This window comes from Corynebacterium sp. Marseille-Q2823, assembly GCF_903645345.1.
Taxonomy (GTDB): Bacteria; Actinomycetota; Actinomycetes; order Mycobacteriales; family Mycobacteriaceae; genus Corynebacterium; species Corynebacterium hiratae.
Window position 1 is genome coordinate 120414 of the sequence record NZ_CAHJXS010000002.1, and the last position, 13298, is coordinate 133711.

The following is a 13298-nucleotide window of genomic DNA, read 5'->3' on the forward strand; positions in this document are numbered from 1 at the left end:
TTCCTCATCACGCAGCGTTCTCTTCATGAAAGGAACGACGTTTTGAGCACCGCCACGCCGACGATGCCTGATCTCGAAACGATGAATGGTAAGAACAAGGACTGGATTTGGCACTTGTTCTTCGGCGCCATCACCGCTGTTACTCTTGTCCTCTTCATCATTTGGGGCAACGGAGAGGTTGCTGAGGGCGCTAACAAGATCGTCCTTGTTACCGCGATCATCTTCGCCGTATTCATGGCCTTCAACATTGGTGGCAATGACGTCGCCAACTCTTTCGGTACCTCCGTGGGTGCGGGAACCCTCTCTATGAAGCAGGCCCTCGCTGTTGCGGCGGTTTTTGAGGTATCCGGCGCGATCCTCGCCGGCGGCGAGGTTACCGACACCGTCCGCTCCGGCATTGTGGACCTCGACGCCATTGACGGGCTCGACCCCATGGAGTTCGTCTACATCATGATGGCGTCGCTGCTCGGCGCTGCCATCTGGCTGCTCGTCGCTACCCGCATGGGCTGGCCGGTTTCTACGACCCACTCCATCGTCGGCGGTATCGTCGGCGCCGCGCTGACCGTCGGCTTCGTCACCGGCAAGGGCGGAATGGACATGGTGCAGTGGGGCGGCATTGGCACCATTGCTTTCTCCTGGGTACTTTCACCAGTTCTTGGCGGTGTTGCCGCTTACCTGCTGTTTAGGTGGATTAAGGCTTCCATCCTCGTCTACAACGACGCCGCAGACGAGCGTCTGCGCGACATCAAGGTTCGCCGCGCTGAGCTGCGCAAGGAGCACAAGACCCGCTTCGAGCGCATGAACGAGCTGCAGCAGATTTCCTACACCAACGCCATGGCCCGTGATGCCGCCCTCACCGCGGAAGATGATTACGATCCAGAGGCGCTCGAGTCCGACTACTACCGAGATTTGCACAACCTCAACAAGGATCTCGAGGACGTCAACGCGCACCGCGCACTAGAGAACTGGGTCCCGCTGCTGGCAGCATTGGGCGCTGTTATCATCTCCGCGATGATGCTCTTCAAGGGCCTCAAGAACACCGGCGTTGACTTCTCCACACTTGAGAACCTCCTTGTCATGGGCATGGTAGGTGCCGTGGTCTGGATGGCCGTCTTCATCTTCGCCCGCTCTCTGAAGAAGAAGTCCCTGTCCCGCTCCACCTTCCTCCTCTTCTCTTGGATGCAGGTCTTCACCGCCTCCGCCTTCGCGTTCTCGCACGGCTCGAACGACATCGCCAACGCCATCGGCCCCTTCGCCGCCGTCTTCGATGTCCTGCAGACCAACCGGATTTCTGACGAAGTCACCGTCCCGCTGCCGGTCATGGTGGCTATGGGCATTGCCCTCGTTTCTGGCCTGTGGTTCATCGGCCGCTTCGTTATCCAGACCGTCGGTTCCGGCCTGACCCAGATGCACCCCTCCTCCGGTTTCGCCGCTGAGCTGGCTGCCGCTGCCGTTGTCATGGCAGCCTCCCTCCTAGGCCTCCCGGTTTCCTCGACGCACATCCTCATCGGTGCTGTCCTTGGCGTCGGCATCGTCAACCGCGCTGCTAACTGGAACCTGATGAAGCCCATCGCCCTCGCATGGGTCATCACTCTCCCAGCCGCCGCTGCCATCGCAGCTGTGACGGTCTCCATCCTGCGCGTCGTGTTCTAGTCTCAACACAACACGCGCACAGGGCATCGTACCCAGTCGCCGCGAGTCTCCTGCCGCCTCGGGATACTCGCGGCTTCTTTGTTTTCTCTGTCCACCAGCGACCACTGGGGTTTGAGAGCACCCGTACACTGGGACGGCATGAGCGATAACTCCCTGGCCAGATTCTTTTCCGCATTCAACGACATTGAGCAGTTTCTCCGCCAGGCCGTCGGGGCCAAGAACTCCGACTCCTTCTGGTGGATTGTCGACCGCGCACACGACAAACACCTGCTCAGCAAGCGCCAGGCAGAGCAGCTCAAGGACTTAGGTAATCTGCGCAACGCCATCGCCCACGGCCGCTATTTCGACGGCGAGCCCATCGCTACCCCGCACCCACAGGTGCTGGCGCAGCTAGAGAACCTCCAGCGGCTTCTTACAGATCCGCCCACGGCACAGTCCTTACTCGCCAACCGTGAGGTCACCACACTTGGCCCCGATACCCCGATCATGGAGGCTCTCCGGCTCATTAATAGGACCGGCTATTCGCAGATCCCGATTTATGATTCCGGCGCTTACCAAGCCCTCCTCACGACCAATGTCATCGCCCGCTGGGTCGCAGCAGATTTGGGAGACGATGGTGTGGTCAACGCGGCGTCGATTAGCGCCGTTCTAGAGTTTGCAGAGAAGAAGGACAGGGCCGAGTTCCTTCCCCGCAACGCCAGTGCGCAAGAGGTCATCGATGCCCTCACCGAACCCGCGGCGGACGGCACGCATCCTAGTGCGGTTCTCCTTACCGAGCAGGGCAAGCCTTCGCAGCGCCCGCTCGCCATCGCAACGCCAGCGGATCTTGCAGTCTTGGTCGACGCCCTTGAGTGGGAATAATTACCCGGCTAAACTTTGTTGACATGTCACAGAGAGGAGTATGGCATGCAATTTGGAGTCTTTAGCATCGGTGATGTCACGCAAGATCCCACCACCGGTCGCACCCCCACCGAGGCCGAGCGCATCCGCGCTATGACAGAAATCGCCCTCAAGGCAGAGGAGGTGGGCCTCGACGTCTTCGCCACCGGCGAGCACCACAACCCACCCTTCGTCCCGTCCGCACCCACCACCCATCTGGCCTACATCGCGGCGCAGACGAAGAACCTGCACCTCTCCACTGCCACCACGCTGATCACCACCAACGACCCCGTCCGGCTTGCAGAGGACTACGCTTTTCTCCAGCACCTGGCTGACGGGCGCATCGATCTCATGTTGGGCCGCGGTAACACCGGTCCGGTTTACCCGTGGTTTGGCAAAGATATCCGCGAAGGTATCCCTCTGGCGGTGGAGAACTACCACCTGTTGCGCCGCCTGTGGCGCGAACCGGTCGAGACCTGGCAAGGAAAATTCCGCACCCCGCTACAGGGATTCACCGCCACACCGGCGCCGCTCGACGGTATCCCGCCCTTCGTCTGGCACGGCTCTATCCGTTCCCCACAGATTGCCGAACAGGCGGCCTATTACGGCGATGGTTTCTTCCACAACAACATCTTCTGGAACAAGGAACACACCGCGAAGATGGTGAGCCTCTACCGCAACCGCTACGAATCCTACGGTCATGGTCGCGGGGATCAGGCCATCGTGGGCCTCGGCGGGCATGTCTTCATCGGGTCTACCGAGCAGGAGGCGAAGGATTTCTTCCGCCCCTACTTCGACAACGCCCCGGTCTACGGCCAAGGCCCTTCCTTAGAAGAATTCACCGCACAAACCCCACTGACGGTAGGCACGGTGGAGCAGGTCGTAGAACGAACCCTGCAGTTCGCCGACTGGGTGGGCGACTATCAGCGCCAGCTCTTCCTTATCGATCATGCCGGCCTTCCGCAAGAGGTGGTGCTAGCGCAGATTGAGATTCTGGGTACGCAGGTCGTCCCTGAGCTGCGCCGGCGCTTTGAGGAGCGCCGCCCAGATCATGTACCTTCTGACCCGCCAACGCACGCCACGCTCGGTAGTTATGAACCACACGCGTTGGTCAACCCTGGAGAGGAGAAGTAGATGCGGTCACTCGTCGTCATTACGGCTGGGTTGTCATCGCCGTCCTCGACGCGCGCGCTTGCCGACGCCCTCTCGGCCGCCACCTCCGCCCACGTCACCGCGCGGGGCGAAGGCACCGACATCACCGTCGTCGAGCTCCGGGACCTCGCGAGCGAGCTAGCTGAGGCCATGACCAACTGGGTTTCGCCCACGCCCCGTCTCACCGCGGCACAGTCCGCGGTGCTGGATGCCGACGGCCTCATCGCGGTCAGTCCCGTGTTCCAGGGCAGTTACTCGGGTCTGTTCAAGATGTTCTTCGACACCTTGGAGCCACATTCCCTGGAGGGGCTTCCAACCCTCATCGCGGCCACGGGCGGCTCCAGCCGTCACGCCTTGGTGTTGGATTATGCCCTGCGCCCACTACTCAATTACCTGCATGCCACGGTGGTCCCCACCGGCATCTTCCAGGCCACGGAGGACTTTGGCACCGCTGAGGGCGCGCGCAATGAAAAGCGCATCGAGCGCGCCGCTGGGGAGTTGGCGGACCTCATGGTGCGCCCGCTCGACCGCGTAGCTGGCCTTGCCGGCCCTCTCGGCGAACCGCAGGACACACACCAGGGTTCTGCTGGGCAGGCACCGGATTCGGAATCAGGGGGCTTCCGCGAACTCCTGTCCCGCCACGACGGCCAACCGGGCTAAGCAACGACTGGGGGCGCTCGGTACTATCGTAAGGCGTAACTTATTTAACGCTTCTAAGGAGGTTTAACCCCCATGACAATTAGCGTGACCGACATCTTCTCGATCGGCATCGGTCCCTCCTCCTCCCACACCGTGGGCCCCATGCGTGCTGCTAAGGCCTTCCTCGAGACCCTTGAGCAACACCCAGCAAAGGTCCACATCGAACTGCGTGGCTCCTTGTCCGCTACCGGCCGTGGACACGCTACGGACCGGGCCGTCATTCTAGGCCTCGCCGGTTGGGATCCGCTCTCCGTTCCGCTCGATGCTGAGCCACGCGCCGATGCCTTCATCCCTACCGAGGGCAGCATCAGCGGCCCGGCAGGCGAGGTGGAATACAGCATCGAATTCAACAACGAGCCGGTGCCCGAGCACCCGAACTGCCTTATTTTTACTGCTTGGGACGAAGACAGCTCCATCCTCGCCGAGAACGCGGAGTATTTCTCCGTCGGCGGCGGCTTCATTCTGTCCCGCGAGGAGTACAACGCCCAGCTCGAAACCGACACTGGCGTTCCGGCCGGTGTCGCTGCGGCTACCGCCGAGGACACCGTTCCTTATGAATTCCAATCTGGTGAGCACCTGCTTCACCTGTGCGCTGCCAATGACATGGCGATTTGGGAGATCGTTGCGGCGAACGAGGCTGTGCTTCACCGCGACGAGGGCGGTCTCGACTACGTCTACCAGCACCTCGATCTCGTCTGGGACATCATGCGCGAATGCGTGACCGAGGGAATTTCCACCAAGGGAATCTTGCCTGGTGGTCTCCGCGTCAACCGCCGCGCGCCGCAGATGTACCAGCAGTTGTTGGCCAAGCAGGACGACGAGTCCTGTGGCTTTTCCGCGATGGAATGGGTAAACCTCTACGCGCTCGCCGTCAACGAGCAGAACGCCGCCGGCGGCCGCGTCATTACTGCGCCGACGAATGGCGCCTGTGGCATCATACCGGCGGTACTCCATTATGCCCGCGACTTCATGGCGGACTTTACGCGCGCCGATGCTCGCCGCTACCTGCTCACTGCGGGTGCCGTGGGCATCATTATCAAGTCCAATGCCTCCATTTCCGGCGCCGAGGTGGGCTGCCAGGGTGAGGTAGGCTCCGCCTCCTCTATGGCGGCGGCCGGCATGGCCGAACTGCTTGGGGGGACTCCGGAGCAGGTAGAGAATGCTGCCGAGATCGCGCTTGAGCACAACCTCGGCTTGACCTGCGACCCGGTCGGCGGCCTCGTGCAGATTCCCTGCATCGAGCGCAACGCCATCGGTGCCGTCAAGTCCATCAACGCCGCACGCCTGGCCCGCATGGGAGAGGGAACGCACCACGTTACCCTCGATAACGCGGTACGCACGATGGCCGAAACGGGGCGCGACATGCTCTCCAAGTACAAGGAGACCTCGCTCGGTGGTCTAGCGAAGACGATGGGCTTCACCGTCTCCCAGGTGGAGTGCTAAACCAGCTGACGAAGCTGCTTGACGACGTCCCCCACGGGGACGTCGTGCTGCTCGTGCGCGCGCAGATCCTTGAGCGCCACGGTGCCAGACTCTAGCTCCTGGTCACCGAGGACGAGTGCGAAGCGGGCGTTGGCGCGATCAGCGCCCTTCATCGCTCCCTTGAGGCCGCGGTCACCGAAGGACATGTCCGCGGAAATACCGGCCTTGCGGAGGTCATCAATGATGCTGACCATCTTCTTCTTTGCCGCAGCGCCCAAAGCAACGCCATAAACGGCCACGCGCTCTTCGACGCCGTCGAGCTCCACGCCCTCGGCTTCCAGGGCCAAAACCGTGCGGTCCACTCCGAGGCCGTAGCCGATACCGGACAACTCCTGTCCGCCGAGCTGAGCCATGAGCCCGTCGTAGCGGCCGCCGCCGCCAATGCCGGACTGCGCGCCGAGGCCATCGTGGACGAATTCGAAACAGGTCTTCGTGTAGTAATCGAGACCGCGGACCATGCGCGGGTTGATGGTGTAGGGCACGCCCATGTCATCGAGCAGGCCAGTGACCGTCTCAAAGTGCTCGCGGCACTCGGCATTGAGGTGGTCGAGCATCAGGGGGGCGTCGACAAGCTGCTCCTGGACTTCCGGGCGCTTGTCATCGAGCACGCGCAGCGGGTTCAGCTCCGCGCGGGCCTTGGTTTCCTCATCCAAATCGAGCTTGAACAGGAACTCCTGCAGCTTCTCACGATAAGCGGGGCGACACTCATGGTCTCCCAAGCTCGTGAGCTCAAGGCGGAACTGGCTTAGCCCCAAGCTGCGGTAGGAGCGATCCGCCAGCGCAATAATTTCAGCATCCAGCGCCGGATCGTCTACTCCGATAGCCTCGACGCCGACCTGCTGCAGCTGGCGATAGCGGCCAGCCTGCGGGCGCTCGTAGCGGAAGAAAGGACCATAGTAGTTCAGCTTGACCGGCAGTTGGCCGCGGTCGAGGTTGTGTTCAATGACCGCGCGCATGACACCAGCGGTGCCTTCTGGGCGCAGTGTCACGGAACGATCGCCACGATCGGCAAAGGTGTACATTTCCTTGGACACGACGTCCGTGGACTCCCCCACTCCGCGGGCGAACAACGAGGTGTCCTCGAAGATTGGGAGTTCGATGTGTTGGAAGCCGGACAGGTGTGTCTGATGCACGAAGGTCTCGCGCACCTTGGCAAAGATGGCCGATTGCGGCGGGACGTAGTCCGGCACACCTTTGGGCGCGGACAGGGCTTTGAACTGCTTCTTATCACTCACGCCCTTTAGAGTACATCCCCCGCTGCGCGCAGAAACGGATTAGTCGCACGTTCACGGCGCATCGTCGTGGTCGGGCCGTGTCCCGGCAAGATAGCAAGGGAGTCATCGAGGCCCCACACCGGGCTGCGCAAGGAACGCTGCATCGCAGCGTGGTCGGAGTGCGGCAAGTCGGTGCGCCCGATGGAGCCCTTGAACAGCACGTCGCCCGTCAGGGCAACCCCCTCGGCCACGAGAATGACGCATCCCGGGGAATGGCCCGGTGCATGGAGCACATCAAATTCAAGGCCGACAAGACTCAGCGTTTCTCCACCGATCAAGTCGCGGCGGTCCGCTACCTGCTTCATGGAGGCGGCAGCAAAGAGCATCTGCGATTCGGGAGACACACCGGAGCCGTCCACGAGCATGAACGCGTCATCCGGGTGGATGTAGACCGGTAGATCGAACTCGGCAGCATCTCGTGTGTGGTCAATGTGACCGTGAGTGAGCACGACGGCCTCAAACTCCAAGGACTTCTCACGCGCGAGCTGCTCAAGCTTCTCGCGCGTGTGCATCCCTGGGTCCACGATGAACGCCCGGGATCCGTTAGCCACCACATAAGTGTTGGTTTTATAAGGCCCGGCGGCGAAACCGTAGATTTCGGGAGCGCTCATTACTTGAGCGATGCCAAAGCTGCGTCGTAGTCCGGCTCAGTCGTGACCTCCGGAACCAGCTCGGTGTAGATCACCTTGTGGTCCTCGTCGGTGACGATGACAGCGCGGGCGAACAGGCCCTTGAGTGGGGAGCCCTCCAGCACGAGGCCCAGCTTATCCGCGAAATCAGAGCGGAAATCAGAGGCGCTGACGACATTCTCAATGCCCTCGGCCGCACAGAAACGCTCCTGTGCGAACGGCAGGTCGCGGGAGACGGAAAGAACAACAGTGTTCTCCAGTCCAGCCGCCTCCTCGTTGAACTTGCGCAGCTGCGCCGCGCACACACCAGTGTCTACGGAAGGGAAGCATGAAACGACCAGGCGCTTGCCAGCGAAGTCTGCCTTGGTCAGCTCTGCCAGATCGGTGCCGACGAGGGTGAAGTCCGGCAGGGCCTCACCAACCTTGGGCAGCTCGGCGTTGGTTTCGACGGGTTCATTCTGAAAATTCGTTGTAGCCATGGCACCCAAGCGTACTGACGCGCGGGGCGTCGCGCCATGATGTAGGACGGTGCGGTTAGGATAGGCGAGTCGAAAGTTGTGAACCACCACAGTGGAGGAAACGTAGGTGTCTACTAACAGCCAGCGCTTGGATGATGCGCTCAACCAGCTCGATCGCGAGCTGAAGTCCCGCGACCGTAAACAGAGGAGCCGCCCACTTGGCGTTGTTGTGATGGCAGCCGTCGTCATTATTGCCCTCGTCGGCGGAATCTGGTTCTTGGCTACCCGCTCATCGGAGGAAGAGGAGATTCAGGCCGAGGAGAGCTCGGCCGCGGAGACCACAACCGAAGCCCCCACCGCCGAGCCTTTGACCGGCAAGCGTGCCACACCGCTGGGTGACACCGTAACGTGTGCATACCCAGAAGCAGGTGACGCCTCCCGTGAGGTGCCTACGCCTAACGGCAAGGACATTCCAGCCAAGGGTGAGGTGACCGTCAACTTCGCCACCAAGCAGGGCGACATCGAGATGACCCTCGACCGCTCCCTGGCTCCGTGTACCGTCAACGCAATCACGGACATGATTTCGGCGAAGTACTATGACGACACCGTGTGCCACCGCATGACTGAGGGCACCCTCTCCGTCCTGCAGTGCGGTGACCCGACCGGCAAGGGTTCCGGTGGACCGGGCTTCCAGTTTGCCAACGAGTACCCCACCGATGAGTCTGACGATGCCGCCAAGGCACAGCCTGCCCTGTACCCGAAGGGCTCCATCGCGATGGCCAACGCCGGCGAAGATACCAACGGTTCGCAGTTCTTCATTAACTACAAGGACTCGACGCTTCCTCCCTCCTACACCTACTTTGGTGATTTGACGGAGAAGGGTCAGAAGACCATCGACGCTATCGCTGCTAAGGGCGTCAAGGATGGACAGTCTGACGGAGAGCCTGCCGAAGAGGTGCGCATCACCAAGGCAACCATCGAGGGATAAGTTTTACCCCCTTTACGGTGACTAGCCCCACTCGCGTTCAGCGAGCGGGGCTATTTCTTTACCACTCCGCCCCACCCCGCCCGGTACTAAGAATTTCTTAGCCTTGAGCAGTTCATTTGGCAAACCACTCACCCACCACAGGCACCTCTGTTTAATATCCCCAGCTCACATACGGCGGCCAGCAGATACACAGACTCACCAACTAATTGCCAAATCTCTTGCAAATCGCACAATGTCTCAGTAGCATCTGTGAGGTCTTTGAAATTCCCGAGATCTTAAGGAACGAGAATGAAGTTCTTCTCCCGTAAGGCCCTTGTTGCTGCCGCTACCGCTGCAACCGTTTCCCTGTCCGGCGTGTCCGTTGCTTCCGCTGAGGACACCGCTGAGGACACCGCAGTCGTAACCAACGAGTCCGCAGACTCCGAGACCACCACGGACAACAACAAGGAGACCGACAACTCCGAGTCCACCACGGACAACAACAAGGAGACCGACAACTCCGAGTCCGAGAACGACAAGGAGAAGGAAGAGGAGTCCTCTTCTTCCTCCTCCAACGACTCTGAGGGTTCCTCCATCACCGACATGAAGCCGTCTGAGATCCGCGACTGGATCGCAGTCTTCACCGCCATCATCGGCGCTCTGGGCACCGTCTTCGCCTTCTACCAGAAGAACTTCGCTCCTAACGCGAAGTAATTCGGTTTCTCTTTCCACCCTCTCCAAAGATTAGGACACTCCACCATGAAGTTCTTCTCCCGTAAGTCCCTCGTTGCCGTTGCTACCGCTGCAACCATCACCTTCTCCGGCACCGCTGTTGCTTCCGCTGCTCCGGTCGAGAACGATAGCTCCTCCGCTGCTTTCTTCGCTCTCTCCTCCGACGATGAGGGCAACGTCAGCCCGAAGGAGATCCGCGAGTGGATCAAGGTTATCACCTCCATCATCGGCGCCATGGATGACGCATTGCGTCTCGGCGACAAGCTCGCTGGCAACTAAGCCACAAGCACGTAAGTCTCCTCCCGCGTTCAACGCGCCGGAGGAGATTTTTTGTTTTGCGGGCTGGCCATCCCCCGTTTGACCGTTACTGCCCTAGACACTGCTGCCCTGGACGTGCTGCCTTAGTTGCCAAAGTTTTCCCTCCCGCCCCGGGCGGGCTATGTTTTCGTCACGTAGGGCAGTCTGGTCCCCACCCCATGAGGCTCGCGCTCTCGTGTGGAATGGAGAAAGGCGTCTCGGCACGTCCTTCAGGACTCCACCCCTCACAGTGGTTAGCAGGTCTAACAGCTGGCGAGAATCTATTCGCTATCCTTTTGCGAGTCTTCTTCGACTTCTTCGATGCGCTCGGCGCCGAGGATATCCTTAAACACTGAAGCGTCGACAAGCTGGCCACGTCGGATGACCGAAATCTGACCAGTCGGTTCCAGAATCATAAGCTGTACATCGCTACGCCGTCCGAGCCCCGCCTTACGCACAGCGGAATTGATATCCCTCTCGGTGATGTGCGCAAAATGCATGTTGTCCTCGTGCAGTTCCCCCTTGTACACCAAAAGGACCGGTTTTCTGTCAATAAACCTCGACCACCTCACCAGCTGTCTGAAGGTGCCGAAAGCGGCCTCCAACAACATGAGCGTAAACAGTCCGATGATGCCGGCGGCAAGCGTGGGCGGGTTGCCTACGATGACACGTCCCGAGACCGCGCCAAACATAATGATGATGACAGCATCTGAGGCAGTGATGGATGTCAACACGCGGCTGCCGAAGAGTTTGACCAAGAGCATGAAGGCCAAATAGATGCCCAGCGTGGCGATCATCACCACTGGGATGCGGTGAGGCTCGATGCCGAGCTGATACATAGCCTCGCGTCCAAATAACCTCAGTGTATCCACAGCTTCCCACCATACCTTCCGCATGAGAAAAGCCCGCACCTCAGTGCGGGCTTTAAGAACGAGACTGACTAGATGTTGAACTGCTTGCGCAGCTGCTCAATCATCTGCTGTACCGGAGCCGGTAGCGCGCCTGCCGGCAGGTTAATAGCGCCAATCACAGCGGCAATGGCAGCAGCAATGGCCACGGTGATCCCCACGCCCAGGCCGACGGAGGACGCTACATCCTTGTTGGAGCCGTTATCCTTCGGATCCTTCGGGTTCTCTGGGTCCTTCGGGTCCTCGTCGTTACCCGCGCCCTCAAGGGTGATAGGCAGGACAGCCTTAGTACCAGCATCCGTGGTGATGGACAGCTTCTGCTCGCCCTCTAGGCCCTCCGGGATGGTGAGCTTGACGGTTGCGCGGCCACGCTCGCCAAACTGCTCATCACCCGGCTGTGCTGCGTTATCAATGTCTTCCTCAGCCTTAGCGTCACCCAGTGCAACGGTGACCTTCTTAGCCTGCGGCTCCTCAGCGTTGGAGTAGTTCAGGGAAGACAGGTCAATGGTAATCTCGCTGCCCGGCTTCAGGTCCCCCTCAATGTGAGCACCGATCTGACCCTGGCCGGTGCGGACCTTGGACTCTCCGGACGCAATGTAGTCAATCATCGCCTGGGTGTCCATGTGGCCAACGTCATTGCGGTTCTTGATGGAACCGGGCTCGAAGAAGCCATCGCCGCCTGCTTCCGTATCGCTGGATGCGAGGAAGGAGGACAGAGCAATGCTGTAATTCTTGTTCGGGTCAATCGGTTCACCGTTAATGGTGACGGACTTAACGCGCTTGCCTTGCTCAGCCTTCTGGTCGTAGACAACGGTGACGTTGTTGGACAGGCCTAGAGCCAGACGTGGGCGGGACTGGCCAGGCTTCCACTGGTTTTCCAGTGCGGTGATGAAGTCAGCTCCGCTGACCTCAGCGGTAATCACGGAGTTTCCGAAAGGCTGAACAGCAAAGATGTCCTGGTATGTAACGTCACCTTCCTTGAGGTCGGCGCGCACACCGCCCGCGTTCATGACGCCAATTTCGATGTCCTTGCCCGCCGGCTTGGCCAGAGCGTAGCGCTGGCCGTCCGCAATGAAGTTGTTAAGGGTGGACTCCACACCGCGGTTGGATCCGGTGTCCTTGCCCTCATCAGAACCGCGGTACATGGCCTTCTCAGTGGTACCAGCAGTCTTAGCACCCTCAATCTCCGCTACCTTCTTTGCTTCCTCGACAACCTTAGCTACCTCGGGGTCGTCTTCGAGGCCCTGCAGCTGAGCGAAGACATCTGCGTCGGCCACGTCGTACTGCTTGAGATCAATCTTGGTGATCTTCTTCTCGGCCTTGTCGTAGGTGATGTCGGCGTCGTTAAGCACCTTGCCGTACTCGTAGCCCTGTGCCCAGTACAGCGGCAGTGCGCCCTCACGAGCAACCTCGCCCTGGGTCTTGACGTGAGTATCACCGCCAAAGAGGATATCCACATCCTTGTTGAAGCCCTGCGCGAACTGCTGAGCATCCTCATGCATGAGCGCCACTACAACCTCGGCCTCGCCGGATTCCTTCAGGCGGCTGGCTTCCTTATTGGTAGCCTCGACCGGGTCGGAGAACTCGACACCTGGGATGGAGGCGGCGGACACCTTGTACTTGGTGTTCTCGGTGACGGTACCAACGAAGCCCACCTTCACGCCGTCTACCTCCTTGACGAAGGAAGCATCGAGCAGGGGCTTGCCATCTTTGGTGACGTTGGCGCCCAGAATCGGGAAGTTGGACTGGTCCTTGATACGGCCCATCAGGTCATCGGTGCCCTTGTCGAACTCGTGGTTGCCCACGGCCGTGACATCGAGATTCATAGCATTGAGGGCCTCGTTGGTGTACTTGTCCCCAGAAATCGCAGACACGAAAGCGGAACCGCCAACGTTATCACCGGAGGAGGTCAAGGCGTACTCCTGGTCCTTGTTGACGGCCTTAATGAGCGCAGCCATGCGAGCAGCACCCATCTCGGAGTAACCAACCAGTTCCTCGGTTTCTTTATCAAAGTTTTCGGCCAGCTCAAGGTGGCCGTGGAAATCGGTGAAGTTGGTGACGGAGAAGGTCACCTGGTCGGCCTCAGCGGCGAAGGCAGGTGCGCCGGAGACGGCAACGGCGGTGACTGTGGTGGCGGCCAACAGCTGGCCAAAGCGGCGGAAATTCAC

The 13298-nt window shown here is 60.2% G+C and carries 13 protein-coding genes; 8 read left to right on the forward strand and 5 right to left on the reverse strand.

All coding sequences use genetic code 11. The features are described 5' to 3' along the window. Positions 1–63 precede the first annotated feature (63 nt). The 5 genes from HWX44_RS02485 (at position 64) to HWX44_RS02505 (ending at position 5826) form a co-directional block, all read left to right on the forward strand. Positions 64–1653 (forward strand): inorganic phosphate transporter, encoded by a 1590-nt coding sequence (locus HWX44_RS02485; protein ID WP_198525934.1) that lies wholly within the window; start codon positions 64–66, stop codon positions 1651–1653. Positions 1654–1791: 138 nt separating this feature from the next. Continuing rightward, positions 1792–2514 carry a CBS domain-containing protein gene (locus tag HWX44_RS02490; RefSeq protein ID WP_070545636.1) on the forward strand — a complete coding sequence of 241 codons (723 nt, stop codon included), beginning with the start codon at positions 1792–1794 and terminating at the stop codon, positions 2512–2514. 45 nt (positions 2515–2559) lie between these two features. Continuing rightward, positions 2560–3666, forward strand: coding sequence for an LLM class flavin-dependent oxidoreductase (locus HWX44_RS02495; protein WP_175973050.1), 1107 nt, complete (start codon positions 2560–2562; stop codon positions 3664–3666). Beyond that, positions 3667–4344, forward strand: a complete 678-nt coding sequence (locus tag HWX44_RS02500) for an FMN reductase (protein WP_070516932.1) — start codon at positions 3667–3669, stop codon at positions 4342–4344. 72 nt (positions 4345–4416) lie between these two features. Next, a complete protein-coding gene (locus HWX44_RS02505) occupies positions 4417–5826 on the forward strand; it encodes an L-serine ammonia-lyase (protein WP_175973052.1) in 1410 nt (469 codons plus the stop codon). Here the strand turns inward: HWX44_RS02505 and hisS are convergent. From hisS to tpx, 3 genes are read right to left on the reverse strand one after another with little or no spacing between them, the layout of a single operon-like run. Then, a complete protein-coding gene (hisS, locus tag HWX44_RS02510) occupies positions 5823–7100 on the reverse strand; it encodes a histidine--tRNA ligase (RefSeq protein ID WP_175973054.1) in 1278 nt (425 codons plus the stop codon). The two genes, HWX44_RS02505 and hisS, sit on opposite strands and share 4 nt — an antisense overlap. Positions 7101–7105: 5 nt before the next feature. Next, positions 7106–7750, reverse strand: coding sequence for an MBL fold metallo-hydrolase (locus tag HWX44_RS02515; RefSeq protein WP_175973056.1), 645 nt, complete (start codon positions 7748–7750; stop codon positions 7106–7108). Beyond that, complete coding sequence (gene tpx, locus HWX44_RS02520) at positions 7750–8247, reverse strand: thiol peroxidase (RefSeq protein WP_175973058.1); 498 nt, start codon at positions 8245–8247, stop codon at positions 7750–7752. The genes HWX44_RS02515 and tpx overlap by 1 nt, the downstream gene beginning before the upstream one ends. 106 nt (positions 8248–8353) lie before the next feature. Here tpx and HWX44_RS02525 point away from each other — a divergent pair, with 106 nt between their 5' ends. The 3 genes from HWX44_RS02525 to HWX44_RS02535 all read left to right on the forward strand — a co-directional run bounded on the left by HWX44_RS02525 (position 8354) and on the right by HWX44_RS02535 (position 10204). Continuing rightward, positions 8354–9214, forward strand: coding sequence for a peptidylprolyl isomerase (locus HWX44_RS02525; RefSeq protein WP_144012916.1), 861 nt, complete (start codon positions 8354–8356; stop codon positions 9212–9214). A 288-nt stretch (positions 9215–9502) separates the two neighbouring features. Beyond that, the gene (locus HWX44_RS02530; protein WP_144012917.1) at positions 9503–9907 is read left to right on the forward strand and encodes a hypothetical protein; all 405 of its coding nucleotides are present in this window, start codon (positions 9503–9505) and stop codon (positions 9905–9907) included. Between the two features lie 45 nt (positions 9908–9952). Then, the gene (locus HWX44_RS02535; RefSeq protein ID WP_046648585.1) at positions 9953–10204 is read left to right on the forward strand and encodes a hypothetical protein; all 252 of its coding nucleotides are present in this window, start codon (positions 9953–9955) and stop codon (positions 10202–10204) included. Positions 10205–10503: 299 nt separating this feature from the next. Here HWX44_RS02535 and HWX44_RS02540 read toward each other — a convergent pair whose 3' ends face one another. Together HWX44_RS02540 and HWX44_RS02545 are read right to left on the reverse strand one after the other, a co-directional pair. Further along, complete coding sequence (locus HWX44_RS02540; RefSeq protein WP_444843280.1) at positions 10504–11118, reverse strand: DUF421 domain-containing protein; 615 nt, start codon at positions 11116–11118, stop codon at positions 10504–10506. Between the two features lie 44 nt (positions 11119–11162). Continuing rightward, positions 11163–13298, reverse strand: a complete 2136-nt coding sequence (locus tag HWX44_RS02545; protein ID WP_175973060.1) for a bifunctional metallophosphatase/5'-nucleotidase — start codon at positions 13296–13298, stop codon at positions 11163–11165.

Excerpts from the sequence above, each read along its gene's own strand:
- HWX44_RS02485 (WP_198525934.1), top strand. The coding sequence starts at position 64 with ATGCCTGATCTCGAAACGATGAATGGTAAGAACAAGGACTGGATTTGG.
- HWX44_RS02490 (WP_070545636.1), top strand. The coding sequence starts at position 1,792 with ATGAGCGATAACTCCCTGGCCAGATTCTTTTCCGCATTCAACGACATT.
- HWX44_RS02495 (WP_175973050.1), top strand. The coding sequence starts at position 2,560 with ATGCAATTTGGAGTCTTTAGCATCGGTGATGTCACGCAAGATCCCACC.
- HWX44_RS02500 (WP_070516932.1), top strand. The coding sequence starts at position 3,667 with ATGCGGTCACTCGTCGTCATTACGGCTGGGTTGTCATCGCCGTCCTCG.
- HWX44_RS02505 (WP_175973052.1), top strand. The coding sequence starts at position 4,417 with ATGACAATTAGCGTGACCGACATCTTCTCGATCGGCATCGGTCCCTCC.
- HWX44_RS02515 (WP_175973056.1), bottom strand. The coding sequence starts at position 7,750 with ATGAGCGCTCCCGAAATCTACGGTTTCGCCGCCGGGCCTTATAAAACC.
- tpx (WP_175973058.1), bottom strand. The coding sequence starts at position 8,247 with ATGGCTACAACGAATTTTCAGAATGAACCCGTCGAAACCAACGCCGAG.
- HWX44_RS02530 (WP_144012917.1), top strand. The coding sequence starts at position 9,503 with ATGAAGTTCTTCTCCCGTAAGGCCCTTGTTGCTGCCGCTACCGCTGCA.
- HWX44_RS02535 (WP_046648585.1), top strand. The coding sequence starts at position 9,953 with ATGAAGTTCTTCTCCCGTAAGTCCCTCGTTGCCGTTGCTACCGCTGCA.
- HWX44_RS02540 (WP_444843280.1), bottom strand. The coding sequence starts at position 11,118 with ATGCGGAAGGTATGGTGGGAAGCTGTGGATACACTGAGGTTATTTGGA.